Genomic DNA, 20,272 nt, shown 5'->3' with positions numbered 1-20,272 from the left:
ACAAATTCAGTTTGAATCTGTCTATAATATGTTTATGCTTTACAAATCAATAATCCGAATCATCTTTTTCTGCCGCCAAGACCAAGCATTCCTAATATTGCTTTTGCACCTTCCCGCATCAGGGTACTTGTAAACGTTCGTCCTGCTTTACTCTGTAGAACCTTTTCAAACATTCCGGATTCTTCTTTTACAGATTTCGTTTTTTGATTTGAAGGCGCTTCACTTGCGGCCTGCTCCATTCTTCTTACTAAAATTTCATATGCCGATTCGTTGTCAATAATTTTCTCATATTTAGCTACTAAAGCTGATTTCCCCGTCAGCTCTGAAATCTCAGTATCATTGAGAACATCCATTCTAGATTCAGGAGAAATTAAGAATGTATGCACCAACGGTGTAGGAATTCCTTTTTCGTCAAGAGCAGTTACAAAAGCCTCGCCAATTCCGAGATTCTGAATTAAAGTAGAAGCATCATAAAATTCTGTTGTAGGATAATTTTCCACCGCCTTGGAAATTTCTTTTTTATCTTTTGCGGTAAACCCTCTCAGCGCATGCTGAATTTTTAATCCCAATTGCGAAAGAACAGCTTCTGGAACATCTCCCGGAATCTGGGTAATAAAATAGATTCCAACGCCTTTTGAACGGATGAGTTTTACCATTGTTTCGATCTGAGAAACCAACGCTTTAGAAGATTCATCAAAAATCAGATGCGCCTCATCGATAAACAGAACCAGTTTCGGCTTGCCACTGTCACCTTCTTCAGGGAAAGTCATGTAAATTTCTGCAAAAAGAGAAAGCATAAACGTTGAAAACAACTGCGGCTTACTTTGAATATCGGCAACTCTTAAAATATTAACAACCCCTTTCCCATCCCTCGTTTGCAGCAGATCATTCACATCAAAGCTTAATTCTCCGAAAAATTTTGCTGCGCCCTGCTGTTCCAGCGCAACGATTGATCTCAGAATTGCTCCTAAAGAAGAGGAAGCAATCGATCCGTAATCTGCAGAAAGTTCTGCTTTGCCCTGAGGGTTTTCCGTAACGTATTGAAGAACTTTTTTAAGATCATTTAAATCAATCAAAGGCAAACCTTTGTCATCACAATATTTAAAAACAATAGCCATGATACTTTGCTGCGTATCATTCAGCTGTAAAATTTTACTTAATAAAACCGGTCCGAATTCCGTTACTGTAGCTCTCAATTTTACCCCTCTCTCTCCTGAAATGGACATTAGCTCTACCGGGAACGGTTGCGGATTATAAGGAAGCTGCGTTTTTGCATATCGCTCCTGGATAGCAAAATTTTCTTTCCCTGCTTCGGCAATTCCTGAGAAATCTCCTTTGATATCCAGCACCAGGGATGGAATTCCGGCGTGGGAAAGCTGTTCTGCGAAGACTTGCAGAGTTTTCGTTTTTCCGGTTCCAGTAGCTCCGGCAATAAGCCCGTGACGGTTAATGGTTTTTAAAGGAATCGTAACATTCACCTCGGGAACAACTTCTCCGTCCAGCATTCCTTTTCCCAGTATGATATGTTCTCCTTTAGGCGTATATTTTTTGTTTAATTCTTCAATGAATTGTGTTTTATCTGCCATTTCATTTTTTACATAAATATAGAATTTTTTAGGATATAGAATCTGTAAGTTTTATTATGATTTTATTTGGATTCCAAGTTTTAACAAATATACCTACCTTAGTACCACGAAATCCTGAACTATTTGTATTATAATTGATAACGAGAATATCTGAACTTTATAGATTTATTCTATCAATACAGATTTTTTTATTTTGCTTTTTTAAAAAAATAAACACGATTTTTGTATTTTAAAACATTAAATAGTCACAACCGCATAATGAAAGTTGAACAAATATATACCGGATGTCTTGCTCAGGGCGCTTATTATATCGTATCCGAAAACGAAGCAGCAATTATTGATCCTTTAAGAGAGGTAAAACCTTACCTGGATCGCCTTGAAAAAGACCACGTAACATTAAAGTATATTTTTGAAACCCATTTTCATGCAGATTTTGTCTCAGGTCATCTTGATCTGAGCAGAAAAACAGGAGCGCCTGTAGTTTACGGGCCTACCGCACAGCCGGAATTTGAAGCACTTATTGCAGAAGACAATCAGGTTTTTGAGTTGGGAAAAGTCAAAATAAAAGTACTTCACACCCCCGGTCACACTATGGAAAGCACAACCTATCTTCTGATTGACGAAAACGGTGTGGAAACGGCAATTTTTACCGGTGACACCCTATTTTTAGGAGACGTCGGAAGACCGGATCTTGCGCAGAAAGCTACTAACTTAAGCCAGGAAGATCTTGCCGGAATTCTATACGACAGCCTGCAAACTAAGATTATGCCGCTTGACGACAGCATTACGGTTTATCCTGCGCACGGAGCAGGTTCTGCATGCGGAAAGAATATGCAGAAAGAAACGGTAGATATTTTAGGAAATCAAAAACGAACAAATTATGCGCTCAATCAGCCTGATAAAGAATCATTTATAAAAGAAGTCCTTGATGGACTGACCGCTCCTCCAAAATATTTCGGGATGAATGTAGCCATGAACAAAGGCGGTTATGAAAGTCTTGATTCTGTGATGGATAAAGGCCTCACCGCAGTTCCTGTTGAAGATTTTGAAGCGTATGCCGAAGAAACCGGTGCCTTAATTTTAGACACAAGAAGTCCCGGAGAATTCTACAAAGGATTTGTTCCCAATTCTGTAAATATCGGGCTCAAAGGCGATTTCGCTCCATGGGTTGGCGCTTTGGTTGTTGATGTAAAACACCCTTTATTATTAATTACCGAAGAAGGAACTGAAGAAGAAGCAATTACAAGATTAAGCAGAGTTGGTTTTGACAACGTCTTAGGCTATCTTAAAGGTGGTTTTGAAGCCTGGAAAAACAATGGAAAAGAAACCGATGAAATTAAAAGAATATCCCCTGAAGAATTTGCTCAACAGTTTACCGAAACTTCAAAAGTGATCGATGTCCGTAAAATTTCAGAATATTCGGCTGAGCATGTTGACAATGCTTACAACAAACCTTTGGATGTGATCAGCGATTGGGTAAATACCATTGATGATTCCGAACATTTTTTCCTGCATTGTGCAGGCGGTTACAGAAGCATGATTGCAGCGAGCATTCTTAATTCTCATGGAATCAGAAACTTCACGGAAATAGAAGGAGGCTTTAACGGAATAAAAAAAACAGGGAAACTTCCGACTTCGGATTTTGTCTGCCAGTCAAAAACTTTATAAAAAATAAAACGATGTCACAAAAATTCCAGGAAATTATAGATTCTGAAAGACCTGTACTGATTGACTTTTTTGCCACATGGTGCCAGCCTTGTAAAGTACAGTCTTCCGTTCTTAATACCGTAAAAGAAAATGTAGGTGAGGGTGCAAGAATCATCAAAATAGATGTCGATCAGTATCCGGCATTAGCAGCCCAATATGGTGTACGTGGCGTTCCGACATTGGCCATATTCAAAAAAGGAGAAATGCTCTGGAAAGAAAGCGGCGTGCATGATGTCAATACCCTGACTCAACTTTTAAAACAATATTCCTAATGAGACAAGGCTTAGGTTGAGGTTGAAAATCTTATAGCCTGTGATAATTTTATTAAATATTACAAATCATCATTCATTTTTTTGACGCAAAGATTTTATTTGAATACTTAATCATTTAAGTGAGCAAAGGAAAATCAACAAGTTAATTTGATGAAGCTATGTTTTCAAGCTTCGCGAAGCAAATTTTATTTGCCTTTGCTTTCTAAAAGTAATAGGTAATGTTGAATTAAAACTTTGCGTTATAAATTTTAAACAGCCTCTTAGTCTGAACCTCAATCTTATAATTCAATTGCAAAAGAATCGCGGTCATTTAAAAACTGAAAATGATTTCTGAAATCTTTCAATTGTTCTAAATTTAATTCCGCATTTACAAGATTTCTTTGTTTTTCTGAAATCTCTTTTCCGTCGGCAAAGAAACAATGTGAGCTTTCCTGGTAAAAAAGATTATTTCCATCCGTCCCTATTCTGTTGAGCCCGAAAACAAAAGACAGATTTTCAATAGCTCGGGCTTTCAGAAGATGTTCCCAGGCAGCCACTCTTTTTTCCGGCCAGTTAGCCACGTATAAAATGACGTCATAATCATCATTATTTCTCGCAAAAACAGGAAACCGAAGATCATAGCAAACCTGCAGCAAAATTCTGAATCCCTTATAATTAACAATGACCCTTTCCTTTCCGGGTGTGTACACCTGATCTTCTCCTGAAAAAGAAAATAAATGCCGCTTATCGTAGAAATCAACAGTTAAGTCAGGATGAACAAAATACATCCTGTTATAAAATTTACCGTTTTCCTCTACAGGGGCACTTCCGCAGAACGCTGCGTCTTTTTCTTTCGCCATCTTCTTTAAAAATTCCAAAGATTCCTGATTTTTATCCGAAACTTCAGCAGCATCCATACAAAAACCTGTTGAAAACATTTCGGGCAAAAGGAAAAGATCTGCTTCCTGATTCTGCAATTCTTTTTCAATCTGTTGAAAATTCTCCTCTTTGTTTTTCCAGATAATATCTAAATTCAGTCCTGTGATTTTCATAAACTATGTTAAAAACTTCATTAAAAATACGATTTTCAGATGATTTCGGTTCTATCTTTGTTGCAGATATTTTTTTTAACAACCTTAAAGAATACTTTATGAAGAAATTGATTTTTGTGCTGATGTTTATTTTCACAGGAGCAACAGCCAATGCACAGGCATGGACAGGAAAAGGAGACCAGAAAATCAATGCCGGTTTAAGTGCTTGGGGATACGGAACCGGAATTACGGGAACATATGACTATGGCCTTAACGGACTGATCTCTGTAGGCGCCGGACTGAATGCCTATTTCAGCAATTATAAAGACAACGATGACGACAACCGTGTTTTTGTATTCGGAAGATTAAATTTTCACTTAAAAGATGCATTGCAGCTCCCGGAAAATCTTGACATTTATCCAGGCGTTGACATCGGTGTTGTAGGAAAAGATTTCGGTCTTGGCGCTCATATTGGTGCAAGATACTTTTTCTCGGAGAGAATCGGAGTTTTTGCAGAAGTCGGCAACAATGGCAGTCTCGGCGTTTCTATTAATTTGTAATAAATCATTACATTATATGACAAAGCTTCTCGTTTCGGGAGGCTTTTTTATTTGGCATAGTTTTGAGAATTGTTACCTTTGCAAATTAAACATACAAAAGCATTAATGGAAATAGCAATCAAACTGTTTCAATTTATATTGAGCATTTCTATCCTGGTCATTCTTCACGAACTTGGGCATTTCTTACCCGCAAAATGGTTCAAAACCAAAGTTGAAAAATTCTATCTGTTCTTCGATCCATGGTTTTCTTTAGTAAAGAAAAAAATTGGTGAAACCGAATACGGTATCGGATGGCTTCCTTTCGGAGGTTACGTGAAAATTGCCGGAATGGTAGATGAAAGCATGGATACAGAGCAGTTGAAACAGCCTGCACAACCTTGGGAATTCAGAGCAAAACCGGCATGGCAGAGACTGATCATCATGCTGGGAGGAGTTACGGTAAATTTTTTCCTGGCGTGGCTGATTTATTCTTGTCTTTCCTTTTTCAATGGAGAAACCTATGCAGACCTTAATAAGTTTAGCAGCGGTATTGGCGTAACAGAAGCCGGTAAAAAAATGGGATTCCAAAATGGAGATAAAATTGTAAATATCGACGGCAAACCAGCGGAGAGACTAGAAAATGCATCTATCAATATTCTTTTAGGTGATAACGTAACTGTACTAAGAAATGGCAAGGAAATTACTTTTCCTATCAATAAAGACGGAGTGGCAGATGTATTAAAGCAAAAAGAAGCAAAACTGTATATCACGCCACGCTTCCCGATGATTATTGACTCTCTGGCAAGTCCTTCTGCAAAAGCATCCGGTTTGGCTAAAGGCGATAAAGTAATTGCTGTTAATGGCAAGCAAACGAATTTCTTCGACGAAGTAAGCGCTACTTTATTGGAAAACAAAGGAAAGACCATTAGTATTGATGTGATAAGAAACGGTAAACCAGAAACGGTTTCTGCGTCGGTTGATAAAAACGGAAAACTAGGCGTTGCCGTTGACCAGAAAGCATTGGCAAATGTCGTAACCGACAAAAAATATTCTTTTGGAGAATCTATTCCAAGAGGTTTTGAAAGATCTATTGAAGCACTTACTATGCAGGTGAAGCAATTCAAGATCATGTTTAATTCTAAAATCCAGGGATATAAAAACGTTGGTGGACCGATCGCTATCGTTAAAAATATGCCTGTAAATAAAGATGCCAACGGTGATATTTCCATCAACTGGGCAGCATTCTGGAGCTTTACTGCCATGTTCTCGGTATGGCTTGCTTTCCTGAATTTAATTCCTATTCCGGGATTGGATGGCGGACATGTGATTTTCACATTATATGAAATGATTGTAGGAAAACCTGTTCCTCAAAAAGTTCTTGAAAATGCCCAGATGATCGGTGTAGTATTCCTTTTAGGCTTAATGATATTGATTTTTGGAAGTGATATTTTCAAGATATTTACAGGCAAATTGTAATATATAAAAATTTTAAAAAAATATTTGCAGAGTATAAATATTCGTCCTATATTTGCACCACTTAAAACAAAGGACATTCCTCCTTAGCTCAGTTGGTTAGAGCATCTGACTGTTAATCAGAGGGTCGCTGGTTCGAGCCCAGCAGGAGGAGCAAAAAGACTTACAGAAATGTAGGTCTTTTTTTATTTACATCTTACTAAAAATATTTTCATTTTTAATTAACTGAAAAATAATTAAATAGCTCTTTAAAGCCCATCATTAAAGGATATTTTTCATTATTTCTAAAATAAAAATTTGTTTGGTATTGAAATTCATATTATATTTGCACCACTAAAACAATAGGAAAATTCCTCCTTAGCTCAGTTGGTTAGAGCATCTGACTGTTAATCAGAGGGTCGCTGGTTCGAGCCCAGCAGGAGGAGCAAAAAGACTTACAGAAATGTAGGTCTTTTTTTATTTTATTACTTATCAAATTTTTACAAAAAAACTACACTAATAAAACATACCAGCTAGCTTAAATGCACGGATTATATTGATTATCCGACACTTAAAACTAAGAAAATTTCAATAAATATTTACTGAGAATAATTATATTTGAAAAAAAATACCATGAAAGAGTTTTTGTCAAATTATCCTTTATACAAAAAATATTTACTCGTAGAAGATTTTAAATTAGGTAATGAGCATTATTTTTCTCCTTCCGAATTTAAAAATATTACATTTAATTACTTTTGCGAACACGAACAACAAGCAACAATATTTAATCTAAAGCTAGAACCTGACAATCACTTCAACAGATACGAATATGACAACAGAATTCCCGATTTTCTTTTTCAAGATGATAAACTAAACTTTACTTTTTTAACGCTTGGTGAATGTCAATCATGTCGTAGAACTATGCTCTATTTAACCCTTAATGTTTATTCTGACAATCCGATTTCAAATATATTAGACAATTTTCGAAACATTACATTAAATGAGAAAAAAGCCATTCAAGGATTAATTTCTAATATTTACATTCAAAAAGTTGGAATTTATCCTGAGCAAAAGTTTAAAATTGATAAAAATGTAAAAAAATTTCTTGATAAAGAAAGCAATACTTTTTATTTTAAAGGTTTAAAAGCTTTAAATCATAATTTAGGAGTTGGAGCACTCAGTTATTTCAGACGAATTATTGAGAGAGAGCTTTTACATATTGTAAATGAAATAAAAACCCTGCCAAATTCTGAAGGTTCAGAAATTCAATCACTTTTGGATAAATATGAGAAAACGGAAAAAGTAAGCACAATTTACGAAAGTATTTTCCCTTATCTGCCTGCGACTTTAAAAGAATTGAATTATAATCCAATAATGCTATTGTATAATCAAACATCGGAAGGCCTTCATTCCTATACGGAAGAAGAAGCATTGCAAAGAGCAGATAATATTAAAACTCTTCTTGAATTTGTTATCGTTAAGATTAATGAAGAGAAATCAACTATTAAAAATATGAAAGATATCGTTAAGGCATTACGAAACGATCAAGGATAAATCCTATTTAATATAATTCAAAGTAAAAAACATCACTCAAGTACATGTCTTTGAATAATTCGATAGAAAAGCAGAAAGGCTTACAGCAATGTAGGTCTTTTTTAATTTTATACTGCTATTTAGTTTACAATTCGATTTTTCATAGGTCTCTACACGTTTTTATATACTTATTTAGCAAATCGCAAAAAAATATATTCAGTTGTATGTTTGTAATCTAACAATCAAATTTGTTAGTCTAAGAACATGGAATTTTTTATCATGGGTAAAGTCTACCCCGCCAGAGTAAAGAGAGTTAAAGGAAAATTGAAAGTTTTTTTCGAAACCGATGATGTTAATTACGAACACAATGGATTTGATTTACCTAATTTTTGCTGTAAAAGAATGAAATGTAGATGGAAAAGCATTCGGACATGGAAGGAAGATTTAGTTAATCAAAGACTTAAAAGCGTAGTCATATTTCCTAAATAAAGACCACTAAAGGCAATTGCTGTACTGAACATAACATTTACAGCAGGAGGAGCAAAAAGACTTACAGAAATGTAGGTCTTTTTTTATGCTCAGAGAAAATCTGTTTTTCAACCACCTACAACTTCATAAAATATTCATACCACACCTTCTGGTAACCGCGTTATTTCACTACATTTGCAGTTTTGTATTCAAATATTTAAAAATTTAAAATATTATTGAATCCTTTTACAATAAATCTGCATACTTTTTGTTTATGCAATAGCTTGAAGAACTACAAATGTTAATTAACAACTCGCGATATTACCCTCTTTTTATTTTTGTCCTCTTATCACATTTTGTATGCGCTCAAAACGCTGCATCCGGAAAAATCGTAGACGCCAAAACAAATAAAGAACTCACCGGTGTCGATATCTTTATCAATGAAAGCAATAAGCCTGCACTGACAACAACTTCGGGGAACTTTGCCGTTCAGTCCGACAGCATTATTTACAAATTAAAATTTTTAAGGAAAAACTATTCTTTAGAAAGTGTAAATGTAACTCCTGAAAATGCAACAAACATTTTTGTGAAACTTTCCCAGGAAAAGGTGAGCAACATTCAGGAGGTGGTGATCCATAACGAAAAGCCCAAATACAAAAACAAAAAAGAAAACCCGGCCTACTCCATCATGCAGAAAGTCTGGGCCAGAAAAAGAAATAACGGTCTGGATAAATTCGATACCTATACTTACAAGGAGTACGAGAAAATCCAGTTTGACGCCAATAATCTGGACAGTGCTTTCATGAAGAAGAAAATCTTCAATAAACTTGAATTTATCTTTGATTATAAAGACTCTACTGCTAGCGGTAAAATCGGGCTTCCTGTATTTCTAAACGAGGCTGTCTACGAAAATTATGGTGAAAACAGACCCTCTAAAAGAACAAAAAGACTTTTAGTAGCACAAAAAACATCAGGCTTTCAGGATAATCAGATTGTAACACTTACTGCTAAAAACCTTTACCGGGATATTAATATTTACGACAATACGTTAAATTATTTTGATATTGGTTTTCCGAGTCCTGTAGGAGAAACGGGCTTCAGCACGTATGATTATAATTTGGTGGATACCATCTCCATTCGGGGAGAAAATGCCTTTAAAATCCGTTATCAGCCTAAAAGAACAGAAGTTCTGGCGTTTCAGGGATATCTTTATATCGACACAGACAGCTATGCCGTTTTGGGAGCTACTTTAAAATCTACCCAAAAAATCAATGTTAATTTCATTAATGGAATTTCTACCGAACTGGAATACGACAATCCTGACGAAAATACCTTTTTACCAAGAAAATTCGTCACAGAAATTGAAATGACGCCATTTTCGAAAAAGAAAACCGCAAAAAGTCTTGTTGCCAAACGATCGGTTGATTATTCAGAATACGAATTTAATAAACCGCTGGAAGATAAAATTTTCAAAAGAAAAGAAGAAGAATACGCCGACAGTTTTGTAGACAAGGATGATGCTTACTGGCTTAAAGCAAGACCCGATTCTTTATCCAAAACCGAGCAGGGAATTTACGATATGCTTGATAAACTTCAGCAAACTCCGAAATTCAACAGAATCGTAAAGTTGTATGAAACGTTAGGTTCCGGTTATTATAATGTAAAAAAATTAGGAATCGATATAGGCCCTATCTTCTCTGTTTACGGGAAAAACGAGGTAGAAGGAGACAGAATACGGCTGGGTGCGAGAACTTATTTCACACGAAACGACCCTTGGAGAGTACAGTTTTATACGGCTTATGGATTCAAAGATGAGCAGGTAAAATATGGCGCTGAAGCAAGATTTATGTTTAACAGGGTAAACCGTTTTACGGTAGGAGCCGGAACCAGAAGAGACATTTTGCAACTTGGGGTACAATTGACAAATGATGACGGGATTATGGCCAGAACATTTGCTTCATCAACGATTTTTGCGAGAGGAGAAAATGCATCGTTAAGTTCGGTTAATCAAACCAATGTTTTCACTTCAATAGAACCCTGGAAAAACTTTCAGATCAGGCTCGATGGCACCATGCAAAGCATCAAATCTGCCAATCCTGACGGCTTTAGCCTGATGTACTATAAAGATGGTGCCTTGAGAAAAACAACAAACGATTCACACTTTACGCTAAGTTTAATCGCAAGACCCGGCGCAAAATTCTCGCAAACCGGAATCGATCGTTATGAGCATGGAACATTAGCCCCAACTATCGTTTTAAAGTACACAAGAGGCGTTGAAGGCTTGTTCGGATCTGATTTTAATTATAATAAGCTACAGTTTCTATTCTATAAGCCTGTTTTAATCGGGAGTTGGGGAAAGACACTGATCAGCTTTGAGGCCGGTAAAAACTTTGACACCGTTCCTTTGGCATTACAGAATGTAATTCCAGGAAACCAGTCTTACAGTCTTGCCCAAAATACGTTTGCTCAATTAAACTATTATGAATTTGTTGCTGACACTTACACAACGCTTCATCTTGAGCATCATTTTAACGGCAAAATACTTTCTTTTATCCCTTTGATTAAGAAATTAAAATTAAGAGAAATTGCCTTTATCCGAGGTGCTTACGGAACATTGAGCAAGGCATCGCAAGGCATTAATGTTGAAGGATTTAAATATTCTGCACCAAGCGATCATATTTATTATGAATATGGATTCGGGATTGAGAATATTGGTTTTGGCAATCTAAGGATTTTCAGAGTCGACTTCAACTGGCGAGGAAATTATCTTGATCGTCCTGACATTTCCACATTCGGAATAAAAGCAGGATTCCAGGTTGGGTTCTAAAAAAAATCTCCTTTTGCGAAGGAGATTTTTTGTTAGTTGATTAAGATTCTGAAGGATAATTTTTGCAGCCATTGCAATGCGCTACAATGTAAACAATATTGCACGGAGGCCTTTCTCCTTCCGGAATACTGCAATAAATATCGCAGGGTAAACATTCTTTTACAGGTGCTGCACCTCCCATAACATCCTTAAGATCCTGTCTTGTGATTTTCTTTAAATTTTTCATATTGATTTTGTTTAATTTGTGGCCTACTCTATTTGCTTTTCGGCTTCCGCGATTTTAGTAACTTTTTGATTATCAAATATAAAAATATTTCTCAATTAAATGAAAAAACATAATAAAATTAAATTCCCTATATAAACGCATAAAAAAACCTCAGCAGTTATGCTGAGGTTGTCATTTTATGAAACGCTTAAATTATGCGTTTGCTTCTACAGATACGAAAGATCTGTTGTTTGCTTTCTTTCTGAAAACTACTTTACCGTCTACCAAAGCGAACAAAGTGTGATCTTTACCGATACCCACGTTTGCACCCGGGTGGTGTTGCGTACCTCTTTGTCTAACGATGATGTTTCCGGCAATAGCCTCCTGACCACCGAAAATCTTTACCCCTAATCTTTTAGAGTGAGATTCTCTACCGTTTTTGGAACTACCAACTCCTTTCTTATGTGCCATTTTATTTTAAGGTTTTTTGGTTTAACAATTATTCTGCGCTTTCAGCAGCTTCAACATCTGCCTTTTTTGTTGTTTTTTTAGCAGGCTTCTCTGCTTTCTTAGCTCCTTCAAACCCTGTAATACCAGTGATCTGAATCTGAGTTAATGATTGTCTGTGACCGTTTTTCACTTGGTAACCTTTTCTTCTTTTCTTTTTGAAAACGATTACTTTATCAGCTTTTACGTGGTCTAGGATCTCTGCTTCTACAGTGATTCCGCTTACAGCTGGGGCGCCTACAGTGATTGCTCCGTTTACAGTAAGAAGTACTTTATCAAAAGATACTTTACCTCCTTTGTCTCCTGACAAACGGTTTACAAACAACTTCTGGTCTTGTTCAACTTTGTATTGAAGCCCTGCTATTTCTACAATTGCAAACATTGTTTATAGATTTTTAGTTATTTCGAGGTGCAAATATAAGAATTATTTTCTAATCTACTCAAATTCAATCCAATCTTTTTTTAATTAAAATTTTAACTATGCTTTGAATAATTTATCACAATAAAGTGATAATAAATTACGTTAAAGTTAATATCTTCGTTAACACCAAAAAATATTATATATGAAAAGAAACTTTAATTTCCGCATCATTGCGGGAGCCATTGCTGCACTTTTCCTGTCAGCATGTAACGACGAATCACTGGAAACTCCTGTACAGCCTGAACAACAGACAGAAAGCCTGAAAATTGACCAGCCCAACGAACTTGAAAAAGTGTGTTATTACGTAGACCAATACTGGAGTTCGTCTTCGGTTTTGCTAACGTCTTTACAGAATTCTACGGATACCAATTTTATGAATTCCCAAATGACAAAAATTGCGAGCTTGTGGGGAAGAAGCAATCCAACGCTTCGATTTGTCAATGATCCGTCAAATTATAATTCTACGTATAATGCGATATCTTATTCAACAGGGAAAATTTATTATGGCTATGCTATTTATTATGATGCCAAGTCAAAAGGCGGGGATATCGTCAATGCCATGATCCTGGCTCACGAGTACGGGCATCAGTTGCAATACATCTTCGGACTTCCTTCCGTAAGTGAATCTACAGCAAGACCCAATGAACTGGAAGCAGACGGATTCGCAGGTTATTATCTGAGAAGACCAAATGGCTACAACCAGACCAGTTTTGCACAGATCGCTGCAGCATATGAATTTGCACAAAGCATCGGAGATTATCAGACATCAAGTCCGGGACATCACGGAACGCCGCCACAAAGAAGATCGGCCGTACGTCTGGGTTTCCTGTTGGGACAATATGATCTTACCGCATCAGCATTTGATTATAATTTCTTCTATTATTATCAGGGAGTTCTGAACGGAACTTACAAAACTGCAAAAAATTCTCAATATCCCGAGCTGGATGCCTACATGAGCCAGTATCTTGATGAATTAAAAAAAATACAGACTGGAGAAATCTCAGCAGAAGAGTTTAAAAATCTTAAGTAACATTCATTTTCGATATATCTTTCTTAAGAGGCAGGGTAATTCCTGTCTCTTTTTCTTTTTAAAAAATTCATAAAGTTTATTTACTTTTGAAGCATCTATATATAAATAATGAAAAGAGATCTCTATATTGATTTTGCAAAAGGATTAGCAACACTTTCCATCATATTCATTCATACGGCTTTCTGGTCTGGCCAGTTTTACATTCCGGCAGAAGTGAGAGTGTTTTCCCTCGTTTTTGATGTTGCTCTTTTTTTATGCTTTAAGTGGGCTTACTTCAGGTTCCAATATTGAAAAGACTTTTTACAGATTACTGAAACTACAGATCACGTACATGATTTTCGTGACCTTCCTGTTCTTCTTAGATTATTTCTTTAAAATTTTTGGCCTGAATTTTTTCTCTCTGGAATGGCTAAAGAGTTTCTATTCCACATTTGGATCGAAATATACAATTAACAATATTTCAACATTACCGCAATGGGAGAATCTCGGTAACTGGTATCTTCATCAATACACCAATGCGGATACTTTCCCCGTAGTAATGGGAAGTTTCTGGTATCTGAAGGTCTATTTTATACTTACCGTTTTCGGAGTGCTGATCTTAAGGTTTTTCCCAAAACATATCAACTGGTTTATCGCTCTTTGTATTGCTTTAACGCTGTTGTTTAATATTTTCCCTGAAATATATCCGGATGGGCAGGCGGGTTATGTTGCATTTTATCTGACTGTCTTTCTGATCGGAAATAGAATGAAAGGAAAAAAAATACCCGGTAAAATGATTCCGGTTCTGTATTTTTTGGTGGCAGCAGCTTTAATATGGATGTTTTGGTACTATGGAAACGAGATCTTTTATAAGATCAACAGGAATAAATTCCCACCTAAAATCCCATACATTGTTTGGGCAATGTTTTCTCTGGTAACGTTGTTTGTATTTTATAATCGATTAAAGATTTCAGCAGAAAGCTTTGTAACGTATATCGGTAAAAATGCCATATTTTTTTACTTCGCACAGGGAATCAGCTCTTCATTGGTTTATTTTCTGGTGGTCGCTCTAAAAGAATATATGCCCTGGTGGGTTTTAATGGTATTAATCTACATTATTAATGTTCTGCTGGCATTTGGAATTTCTTCTGTATTAAAGAAAGCAGACAGCTTTGGATGGAATATCCTGGAAATATTGCGAAAAAAAACTGCTATTAAATAGCAGTTTTTTTATTCTCTTTTTCCGCTTCTCGCAATTAAAGCTATGATAATGATGAGAAGAATTGCCCCTCCGATGATATACATCGGGTCAGCATACCATTCTGTTGTAGTCGTAGTCTTGTTTTCCGTAGTCACTGCACCACCCGCCGTATCCTGTGCAAATGTAAAAACAGACATTAATACTGAAAATGCTAATGTCAGCAAAGCATTCATTTTACTTTTAATAAGTGTAATTGTTTCCATAATGTTCATATTTTTTAATTGGTTTTTAAAACAATAACAAAAAAAAGTACCATCAATTTTACATTTTTTATTAAAAAGATCAATTTAAATGAAAATCTTCAAACAAAATAAAACTTCTGACATATCGCAAATTATTTTAATTTTACACAAAATTTTAAAATATGTTTAAGTTGAAACTTCCTACTGATCCAAGGTGGGCAAATATTGCAGAAGGAAACATTGAAGAAATTTTAACGGATCACGCGTGGTGCGAGCAGAAAGCTGCAACCAATGCTATCGGACTTATCACAATGCTTCCTGAATATCCGGAAATTGTAACCGAACTTCTTGCCATCGCACAGGAAGAGCTGGAACATTTCAGACAGGTGCATGAAATTATTAAAAAAAGAGACTACACATTCGGACGTACCCGAAAAGATGACTATGTGAACGAACTGGTTAATTTTATCCAGAAAGGTGGCAACAGAGATGATCTGATTGTCGACAAAATGCTTTTTGCAGCCATGATCGAAGCCAGAAGCTGTGAACGTTTTAAAGTGCTTACTGAAAATATAAAAGATGAAGAACTTAAAACCTTCTACCGGGAATTAATGATTTCCGAAGCCACTCATTATACCACATTTATCGGTTTTGCAAGACAACTTGGCGAAGAGCAAAAAGTAAATGCAAGATGGGAAGAATGGCTGGAGTATGAAGCCAAAATCATACAATCTTACGGAAAAGGAGAAACAATCCACGGATAAACTATATTTAAGTTGAAAAAACTGACGTTTGAAAATATTGCCAATTTCTTCCTGAAAAACTTCTTTCAGGGACTTGTCATTATCGGGCCTATCGGATTGACAATTTTTGTAATCTGGTATGTGGTCACATCCATTGACAATATTATCCCTTCGGTAGCCAAAGAGATTCCGGGACTGGTTTTTATTTCGACAATTCTGTTTACTGCAATTTTAGGATACCTCGGTAATAAATTTGTTGTGGGGAGATTCTTTTTCGACGCGATGGATCGTCTTCTTGAAAAAACTCCGGGAGTTAAGCACATTTATACCCCCACAAAAGACGTCATGTCTTCATTCGTCGGAGATAAGAAAAAATTTAATGATCCCGTCTGGGTAAAAACCAACGAAAATCCTGAAATCTGGAGAATAGGTTTTCTCACCCAGAAGGAAATGGCTGATGTGGAAAAGCATAATTACGTTGCTGTGTATTTGCCTCATTCTTACGCCATTTCGGGATGGGTAATTGTTACGGAAGAAAAAAACATCAAACCTGTAGTAGGAATGACAGCGGCTTCTGCAATGAAATTTGCAGTGAGTGGTGGTGTGGCAGGATTCCACTCGGATGACAATATATTTAAAGCTCCTGAATAATACGGCTTTAAATATCTTTTGATGAATTTGAATTATTTCAAATAAAATTTTCTTTACAAAAACAATCTAATAAATACTATCATGAATTTACCTTACGCGGAACCTTTCCGCATTAAAATGATTGAGGAAATCCGTCAGTCAACAAGAGAAGAAAGAGAACAATGGCTTAAAGAAGCAAACTATAATTTATTCAATCTAAAATCTTCACAGGTTTTCATCGATCTTCTCACGGATTCAGGAACAGGAGCGATGTCCGACAGACAATGGGGCGCTTTGATGATGGGTGACGAAAGCTATGCCGGGTCACGTTCATTTGAGCAGCTTCACCAAACCGTACAGGATATTACAGGATTTAAATATCTTCTTCCAACACACCAGGGAAGAGCTGCAGAGAATGTGCTTTTTTCAGTTTTGGTAAAAGAAGGAGATATAATTCCCGGGAACTCTCATTTTGACACCACAAAAGGACATATCGAATTCAGAAAAGCGCATGCGGTTGACTGTACCATTGATGAAGCTTTTGACATTAATGACCTTCACCCTTTTAAAGGAAATATTGACCTTGAAAAACTGGAAGAAGTTTATAAAAGCCATCCAAAGGGAAAAATACCTTTTTGTTTAATAACAATTACCTGCAACTCTTCCGGGGGGCAGCCTGTTTCTCTGGAAAACATGAGGGCTGTAAAACAACTTTCCGATCAATACGGAGTTCCTGTATTCTTTGATTCAGCAAGATTTGCAGAAAATGCTTACTTCATCAAAAAAAGAGAGGCGGGACAGGAAAATAGAACCATTAAAGAAATCTGTAAAGAAATTTTCTCTTACGGAGAAGGGATGACGATGAGTTCTAAAAAAGACGGATTGGTAAATATCGGAGGTTTTATTGCTTTAAATAATGAAGATACTTTCAGAAAAGCATCTAATTTCACTATCATTTACGAAGGATTTATTACCTATGGTGGAATGGCGGGAAGAGATATGGCCGCTTTGGCCGTTGGTCTTAATGAAGCTACAGAATTTGCTTATCTGGAAAGCAGAATTTCACAGGTAGAATATCTTGGAAATAAATTAATTGAATACGGAATTCCTGTTCAGAAACCTATCGGGGGACACGCTGTGTTTATTGACTCTCTGAATTTTCTTCCAAAAGTTGACCGCTCGGAATATCCTGCCCAGACTTTAGGACTTGAAATTTACAAAGAGGCAGGAATCAGAACGGTAGAAATCGGAACTTTGTTAGCCGACAGAGATCCTGAGACAAGAGAGAATCGCTATCCAAAGCTGGAATTGGTACGTTTGGCGATTCCTAGAAGAACCTATACCAACAACCATATGGATTACATTGCTGCAGCGATCAAGAACGTATATGAAAGACGTGATGAAATTGCAAAAGGCTACAAAATTACATGGGAACCAGATTTGTTGAGACATTTCACCGTTCAGTTGGAAGAAGCTTAAAAATAAACCGGCTCGGGCTCAAAACTTCGTTTTGAGCCCGAGCCTTATATAAAAAAGACTACTTAAGATTATTTCTTAGAAATTTTATACAATTTTCCGCTGTCTGTCACCGCATACAGATTGCCGTCGCTGCCGTTCAGCACATCTCGGAACCTTTCATTCTGATCTGCTAAAAGACGCTCTTCACCTATCACTTTATTGTCTTTCATGACAATTCTGTTGATATGCTCACCGCTGAGACATCCGATCATCAGATTTCCTTTCCATTCATCAATATTTCCCGTGTAAAAAGTCACGCCACTTGGCGATATTACCGGATCCCAATAGTACACGGGCTGTTCTGTTCCTGCTTTCTGCGTTGTTCCATTATTTATTTTTTCTCCGGAATATTCAATTCCATAGGTAACATCACCCCAGCCATAATTTTTTCCGGCTTTGATTAAATTAATTTCATCCCCGCCTCTCGGACCCATTTCTACATCCCAAAGATTTCCGTTAGGATCAATTGCCATTCCTTGGGGATTCCGGATTCCGTATGCATAAATTTCAGGTTTAAATCCTGGTTTTCCGATAAATGGATTTCCAGGTGCAGGTTTGCCTTCCTTCGTAATTTTTAAAATTTTACCTAAATAATTATCCGTTCTCTGCGCATAAACTCTTGTTTGTTTATCGGATCTTTCGCCAGTGCTCACAAACAAATTCCCATCCTTGCCAAATGCCAGCCTGCTTCCGTAGTGTTTATCGCCGTCATAAGTAGGAGTCGCACGAAAAATAACTTTTACATCCGTAATATTTTTAAAATCAGGTGAGAGTTTACCTTTTGCTACTGCAGTATGATTTCCTTTTTCGTAAGGTTCTGAAAAACTGAAATAAATCGTATTGTTTGTTGTAAAATCAGGATCAAGAGCAACATCAAGCATTCCACCCTGCCCTTTGTCATCGACTTTGGGAAAACCATTAATTTTAGAGATCTGCTTGCCATCTGTTGAAACTACATTCATATAACCCCTTTTATCAGTAATCAAAAGTCTACCATCGGGCAGATTTATAATTCCCCAAGGTTTTCCCAGATCACTGCTTAAAACTTCTACGTTGTAAGGCGTTGAGGTTTTTACGGCTTTAATTCTTGTTTGTCCCACAAAAGCTGGTTTATACTCCGGTGAATTGGGTTCTTTTGTCTCAACACTTCCATCATTTCCGACCTGCTGCGCATTGAGTTTATTTTCTTTACATGATGAAAAAATCAGAAATAAACTGACCGCTGAAATGTAAAATTTATTGATTTTCATATTATTATATTAAGTGATTCTCCTAAAGAATGGAAAAATAATGCCATAAAATTTTGGAAAATAAAATTTTTATTCTACATTTGTAGAACAAAATAGCAAATCGTAGAATATGAAAGAAATAAAACTGACAGATTCTGAAAAAGACCTTATGGAAATTCTTTGGGAAAAACAAAAAGTTTTTATGAAGGATATTTTAGAATCGTATCCTGATCCTAAACCCGCAACCACAACCGTTGCTACACTTCTCAAAAGAATGCAGAATAAAAATTTTGTAGGTTACACACTGTATGGAAATTCCCGCGAATACTTTCCGAAAATCGCGAAAGGAGAATATTTCAAAGAAGAAATGTCTTCTATGATTGACCGTTTTTTCAATAGTTCCGTGACTCAGTTTGCTTCGTTTTTTACCTCGAATGCAAAATTGTCTCAGAAACAACTGAAGGAACTCCGTGAAATCATTGACCAGCAAATCGACGAAAAATGATTTTCCTTTTAAAAATAATCCTGTGTTCTTCATTGCTTTTTGCCGTGTATTACCTGTTTCTGCAGAAGGAAAAAAATGTATGCGTTCAACAGATTTTTTCTGATTTTTTCGTTACTGTTTTCTTACACGGTTCCGTTTATTTCTATTAAATCTGAAACTCCTAAACCTTCAGATCGCTTTCAGACAACCATCGAAGCAACACAAAACGTTTTAGATCTTAGCTCTGGACAAGAAAGTTTAGACCCGATTAATCTTATCTGGATTATATATGGAATTATAACACTGATTCTTTTAACAAAGACCATCCACTCTATTTTAAAAATTAAAAAAATAAAGGGTGAGAAGATAATTTATAAAAATCAGACTGTAGTTTTGGCTGATGAAAACATTTCCCCTTTCAGCTTTTGGAACACCATTTATCTTGGGAAAAATTATCTGATCAACAACCAGATTGATCCACGGATTTTCCTTCACGAAAAAAAGTCATATCGACCAGAAGCACAGCATTGATCTTCTATTTATTGAAATTATTAAAATCGTAACATGGTTTAATCCTTCTATTTATTTCTACAAAAAAAGCCATCGTTGCCAATCATGAATTCCTGGCAGATGAATCTGTATTAAAGAAAAAATTTAACGTAAAAGATTATCAGCATCTTATTCTTGAT

Annotated in this window: 19 protein-coding genes, 2 tRNA genes and 1 pseudogene; 15 read left to right on the top strand and 7 right to left on the bottom strand. The window is 36.2% G+C overall.

The window, feature by feature from the left end; translation table 11 throughout:
- Positions 1 to 59 precede the first annotated feature (59 nt).
- Positions 60 to 1,586, bottom strand: a complete 1,527-nt coding sequence (locus AAHI02_RS13795) for a helicase HerA-like domain-containing protein (protein WP_346983731.1) — start codon at positions 1,584 to 1,586, stop codon at positions 60 to 62.
- Positions 1,587 to 1,844: 258 nt separating this feature from the next.
- Here AAHI02_RS13795 and AAHI02_RS13790 point away from each other — a divergent pair, with 258 nt between their 5' ends.
- Positions 1,845 to 3,254: an MBL fold metallo-hydrolase gene (locus AAHI02_RS13790; RefSeq protein WP_346983730.1), complete on the top strand. Its 1,410-nt coding sequence runs from the start codon at positions 1,845 to 1,847 to the stop codon at positions 3,252 to 3,254.
- 11 nt (positions 3,255 to 3,265) lie between these two features.
- Positions 3,266 to 3,565 carry a thioredoxin family protein gene (locus tag AAHI02_RS13785; RefSeq protein WP_346983729.1) on the top strand — a complete coding sequence of 100 codons (300 nt, stop codon included), beginning with the start codon at positions 3,266 to 3,268 and terminating at the stop codon, positions 3,563 to 3,565.
- A gap of 278 nt (positions 3,566 to 3,843) precedes the next feature.
- Here the strand turns inward: AAHI02_RS13785 and AAHI02_RS13780 are convergent, their stop codons facing one another.
- Positions 3,844 to 4,596: an amidohydrolase gene (locus tag AAHI02_RS13780; RefSeq protein WP_346983728.1), complete on the bottom strand. Its 753-nt coding sequence runs from the start codon at positions 4,594 to 4,596 to the stop codon at positions 3,844 to 3,846.
- Between the two features lie 98 nt (positions 4,597 to 4,694).
- Between AAHI02_RS13780 and AAHI02_RS13775 the strand changes: the two genes are divergently transcribed.
- From AAHI02_RS13775 to AAHI02_RS13750, 6 genes are all read left to right on the top strand, one after another.
- Positions 4,695 to 5,135, top strand: coding sequence for a DUF6646 family protein (locus AAHI02_RS13775; protein WP_346983727.1), 441 nt, complete (start codon positions 4,695 to 4,697; stop codon positions 5,133 to 5,135).
- 105 nt (positions 5,136 to 5,240) lie between these two features.
- Positions 5,241 to 6,590: an RIP metalloprotease RseP gene (gene rseP / locus AAHI02_RS13770; protein WP_346983726.1), complete on the top strand. Its 1,350-nt coding sequence runs from the start codon at positions 5,241 to 5,243 to the stop codon at positions 6,588 to 6,590.
- Between the two features lie 77 nt (positions 6,591 to 6,667).
- Positions 6,668 to 6,741 (top strand) — tRNA-Asn (locus AAHI02_RS13765).
- A gap of 197 nt (positions 6,742 to 6,938) precedes the next feature.
- A tRNA-Asn gene (locus tag AAHI02_RS13760) sits at positions 6,939 to 7,012 on the top strand.
- 187 nt (positions 7,013 to 7,199) lie between these two features.
- Entirely contained in the window at positions 7,200 to 8,120 is a 921-nt protein-coding gene (locus AAHI02_RS13755) for a hypothetical protein (RefSeq protein ID WP_346983725.1), read from the top strand.
- A 745-nt stretch (positions 8,121 to 8,865) separates the two neighbouring features.
- Positions 8,866 to 11,394, top strand: a complete 2,529-nt coding sequence (locus tag AAHI02_RS13750; protein WP_346983724.1) for a DUF5686 family protein — start codon at positions 8,866 to 8,868, stop codon at positions 11,392 to 11,394.
- Between the two features lie 40 nt (positions 11,395 to 11,434).
- Here the strand turns inward: AAHI02_RS13750 and AAHI02_RS13745 are convergent, their stop codons facing one another.
- From AAHI02_RS13745 to rplU, 3 genes are all read right to left on the bottom strand, one after another.
- On the bottom strand, positions 11,435 to 11,620 hold the full coding sequence (locus tag AAHI02_RS13745; RefSeq protein ID WP_346983723.1) for a hypothetical protein: 186 nt from the start codon (positions 11,618 to 11,620) through the stop codon (positions 11,435 to 11,437).
- A 192-nt stretch (positions 11,621 to 11,812) separates the two neighbouring features.
- Positions 11,813 to 12,070: a 50S ribosomal protein L27 gene (gene rpmA / locus AAHI02_RS13740; RefSeq protein WP_100076262.1), complete on the bottom strand. Its 258-nt coding sequence runs from the start codon at positions 12,068 to 12,070 to the stop codon at positions 11,813 to 11,815.
- A gap of 28 nt (positions 12,071 to 12,098) precedes the next feature.
- On the bottom strand, positions 12,099 to 12,488 hold the full coding sequence (rplU, locus tag AAHI02_RS13735; RefSeq protein WP_346983722.1) for a 50S ribosomal protein L21: 390 nt from the start codon (positions 12,486 to 12,488) through the stop codon (positions 12,099 to 12,101).
- A gap of 181 nt (positions 12,489 to 12,669) precedes the next feature.
- Between rplU and AAHI02_RS13730 the strand changes: the two genes are divergently transcribed.
- The gene (locus AAHI02_RS13730; RefSeq protein ID WP_346983721.1) at positions 12,670 to 13,557 is read left to right on the top strand and encodes a metalloprotease; all 888 of its coding nucleotides are present in this window, start codon (positions 12,670 to 12,672) and stop codon (positions 13,555 to 13,557) included.
- Between the two features lie 108 nt (positions 13,558 to 13,665).
- Positions 13,666 to 14,758: pseudogene (locus tag AAHI02_RS13725) on the top strand (acyltransferase family protein).
- Positions 14,759 to 14,766: 8 nt separating this feature from the next.
- Here AAHI02_RS13725 and AAHI02_RS13720 read toward each other — a convergent pair.
- The gene (locus AAHI02_RS13720; protein ID WP_346983720.1) at positions 14,767 to 15,000 is read right to left on the bottom strand and encodes a hypothetical protein; all 234 of its coding nucleotides are present in this window, start codon (positions 14,998 to 15,000) and stop codon (positions 14,767 to 14,769) included.
- Positions 15,001 to 15,161: 161 nt separating this feature from the next.
- Between AAHI02_RS13720 and AAHI02_RS13715 the strand changes: the two genes are divergently transcribed.
- From AAHI02_RS13715 to AAHI02_RS13705, 3 genes are all read left to right on the top strand, one after another.
- Positions 15,162 to 15,743: a tRNA-(ms[2]io[6]A)-hydroxylase gene (locus tag AAHI02_RS13715; protein ID WP_346983719.1), complete on the top strand. Its 582-nt coding sequence runs from the start codon at positions 15,162 to 15,164 to the stop codon at positions 15,741 to 15,743.
- Positions 15,744 to 15,755: 12 nt separating this feature from the next.
- Positions 15,756 to 16,373: a DUF502 domain-containing protein gene (locus AAHI02_RS13710; protein ID WP_042720253.1), complete on the top strand. Its 618-nt coding sequence runs from the start codon at positions 15,756 to 15,758 to the stop codon at positions 16,371 to 16,373.
- A gap of 81 nt (positions 16,374 to 16,454) precedes the next feature.
- Positions 16,455 to 17,831, top strand: a complete 1,377-nt coding sequence (locus AAHI02_RS13705) for a tryptophanase (protein ID WP_346983718.1) — start codon at positions 16,455 to 16,457, stop codon at positions 17,829 to 17,831.
- Between the two features lie 68 nt (positions 17,832 to 17,899).
- Here the strand turns inward: AAHI02_RS13705 and AAHI02_RS13700 are convergent, their stop codons facing one another.
- On the bottom strand, positions 17,900 to 19,120 hold the full coding sequence (locus AAHI02_RS13700) for a PQQ-dependent sugar dehydrogenase (RefSeq protein WP_346983717.1): 1,221 nt from the start codon (positions 19,118 to 19,120) through the stop codon (positions 17,900 to 17,902).
- Positions 19,121 to 19,229: 109 nt separating this feature from the next.
- Here AAHI02_RS13700 and AAHI02_RS13695 point away from each other — a divergent pair, with 109 nt between their 5' ends.
- The gene (locus AAHI02_RS13695) at positions 19,230 to 19,604 is read left to right on the top strand and encodes a BlaI/MecI/CopY family transcriptional regulator (RefSeq protein ID WP_346983716.1); all 375 of its coding nucleotides are present in this window, start codon (positions 19,230 to 19,232) and stop codon (positions 19,602 to 19,604) included.
- A 75-nt stretch (positions 19,605 to 19,679) separates the two neighbouring features.
- Complete coding sequence (locus AAHI02_RS13690) at positions 19,680 to 20,114, top strand: hypothetical protein (RefSeq protein WP_346983715.1); 435 nt, start codon at positions 19,680 to 19,682, stop codon at positions 20,112 to 20,114.
- Positions 20,115 to 20,272: the final 158 nt, after the last annotated feature.

This window comes from Chryseobacterium sp. POE27 (genome assembly GCF_039727685.1).
Classification (GTDB): Bacteria; Bacteroidota; Bacteroidia; order Flavobacteriales; family Weeksellaceae; genus Chryseobacterium.
The sequence above is the reverse complement of the archived record's forward strand: the minus strand, read 5'-3'. Positions and strand labels throughout refer to the sequence as shown.

What these genes read in the sequence shown, in the direction of transcription:
- AAHI02_RS13795 (WP_346983731.1), bottom strand. Translation starts at nt 1,586, where the DNA reads ATGGCAGATAAAACACAATTCATTGAAGAATTAAACAAAAAATATACG.
- AAHI02_RS13790 (WP_346983730.1), top strand. Translation starts at nt 1,845, where the DNA reads ATGAAAGTTGAACAAATATATACCGGATGTCTTGCTCAGGGCGCTTAT.
- AAHI02_RS13785 (WP_346983729.1), top strand. Translation starts at nt 3,266, where the DNA reads ATGTCACAAAAATTCCAGGAAATTATAGATTCTGAAAGACCTGTACTG.
- AAHI02_RS13780 (WP_346983728.1), bottom strand. Translation starts at nt 4,596, where the DNA reads ATGAAAATCACAGGACTGAATTTAGATATTATCTGGAAAAACAAAGAG.
- AAHI02_RS13775 (WP_346983727.1), top strand. Translation starts at nt 4,695, where the DNA reads ATGAAGAAATTGATTTTTGTGCTGATGTTTATTTTCACAGGAGCAACA.
- rseP (WP_346983726.1), top strand. Translation starts at nt 5,241, where the DNA reads ATGGAAATAGCAATCAAACTGTTTCAATTTATATTGAGCATTTCTATC.
- AAHI02_RS13755 (WP_346983725.1), top strand. Translation starts at nt 7,200, where the DNA reads ATGAAAGAGTTTTTGTCAAATTATCCTTTATACAAAAAATATTTACTC.
- AAHI02_RS13750 (WP_346983724.1), top strand. Translation starts at nt 8,866, where the DNA reads ATGTTAATTAACAACTCGCGATATTACCCTCTTTTTATTTTTGTCCTC.
- AAHI02_RS13745 (WP_346983723.1), bottom strand. Translation starts at nt 11,620, where the DNA reads ATGAAAAATTTAAAGAAAATCACAAGACAGGATCTTAAGGATGTTATG.
- rpmA (WP_100076262.1), bottom strand. Translation starts at nt 12,070, where the DNA reads ATGGCACATAAGAAAGGAGTTGGTAGTTCCAAAAACGGTAGAGAATCT.
- rplU (WP_346983722.1), bottom strand. Translation starts at nt 12,488, where the DNA reads ATGTTTGCAATTGTAGAAATAGCAGGGCTTCAATACAAAGTTGAACAA.
- AAHI02_RS13730 (WP_346983721.1), top strand. Translation starts at nt 12,670, where the DNA reads ATGAAAAGAAACTTTAATTTCCGCATCATTGCGGGAGCCATTGCTGCA.
- AAHI02_RS13720 (WP_346983720.1), bottom strand. Translation starts at nt 15,000, where the DNA reads ATGGAAACAATTACACTTATTAAAAGTAAAATGAATGCTTTGCTGACA.
- AAHI02_RS13715 (WP_346983719.1), top strand. Translation starts at nt 15,162, where the DNA reads ATGTTTAAGTTGAAACTTCCTACTGATCCAAGGTGGGCAAATATTGCA.
- AAHI02_RS13705 (WP_346983718.1), top strand. Translation starts at nt 16,455, where the DNA reads ATGAATTTACCTTACGCGGAACCTTTCCGCATTAAAATGATTGAGGAA.
- AAHI02_RS13700 (WP_346983717.1), bottom strand. Translation starts at nt 19,120, where the DNA reads ATGAAAATCAATAAATTTTACATTTCAGCGGTCAGTTTATTTCTGATT.
- AAHI02_RS13695 (WP_346983716.1), top strand. Translation starts at nt 19,230, where the DNA reads ATGAAAGAAATAAAACTGACAGATTCTGAAAAAGACCTTATGGAAATT.
- AAHI02_RS13690 (WP_346983715.1), top strand. Translation starts at nt 19,680, where the DNA reads ATGTATGCGTTCAACAGATTTTTTCTGATTTTTTCGTTACTGTTTTCT.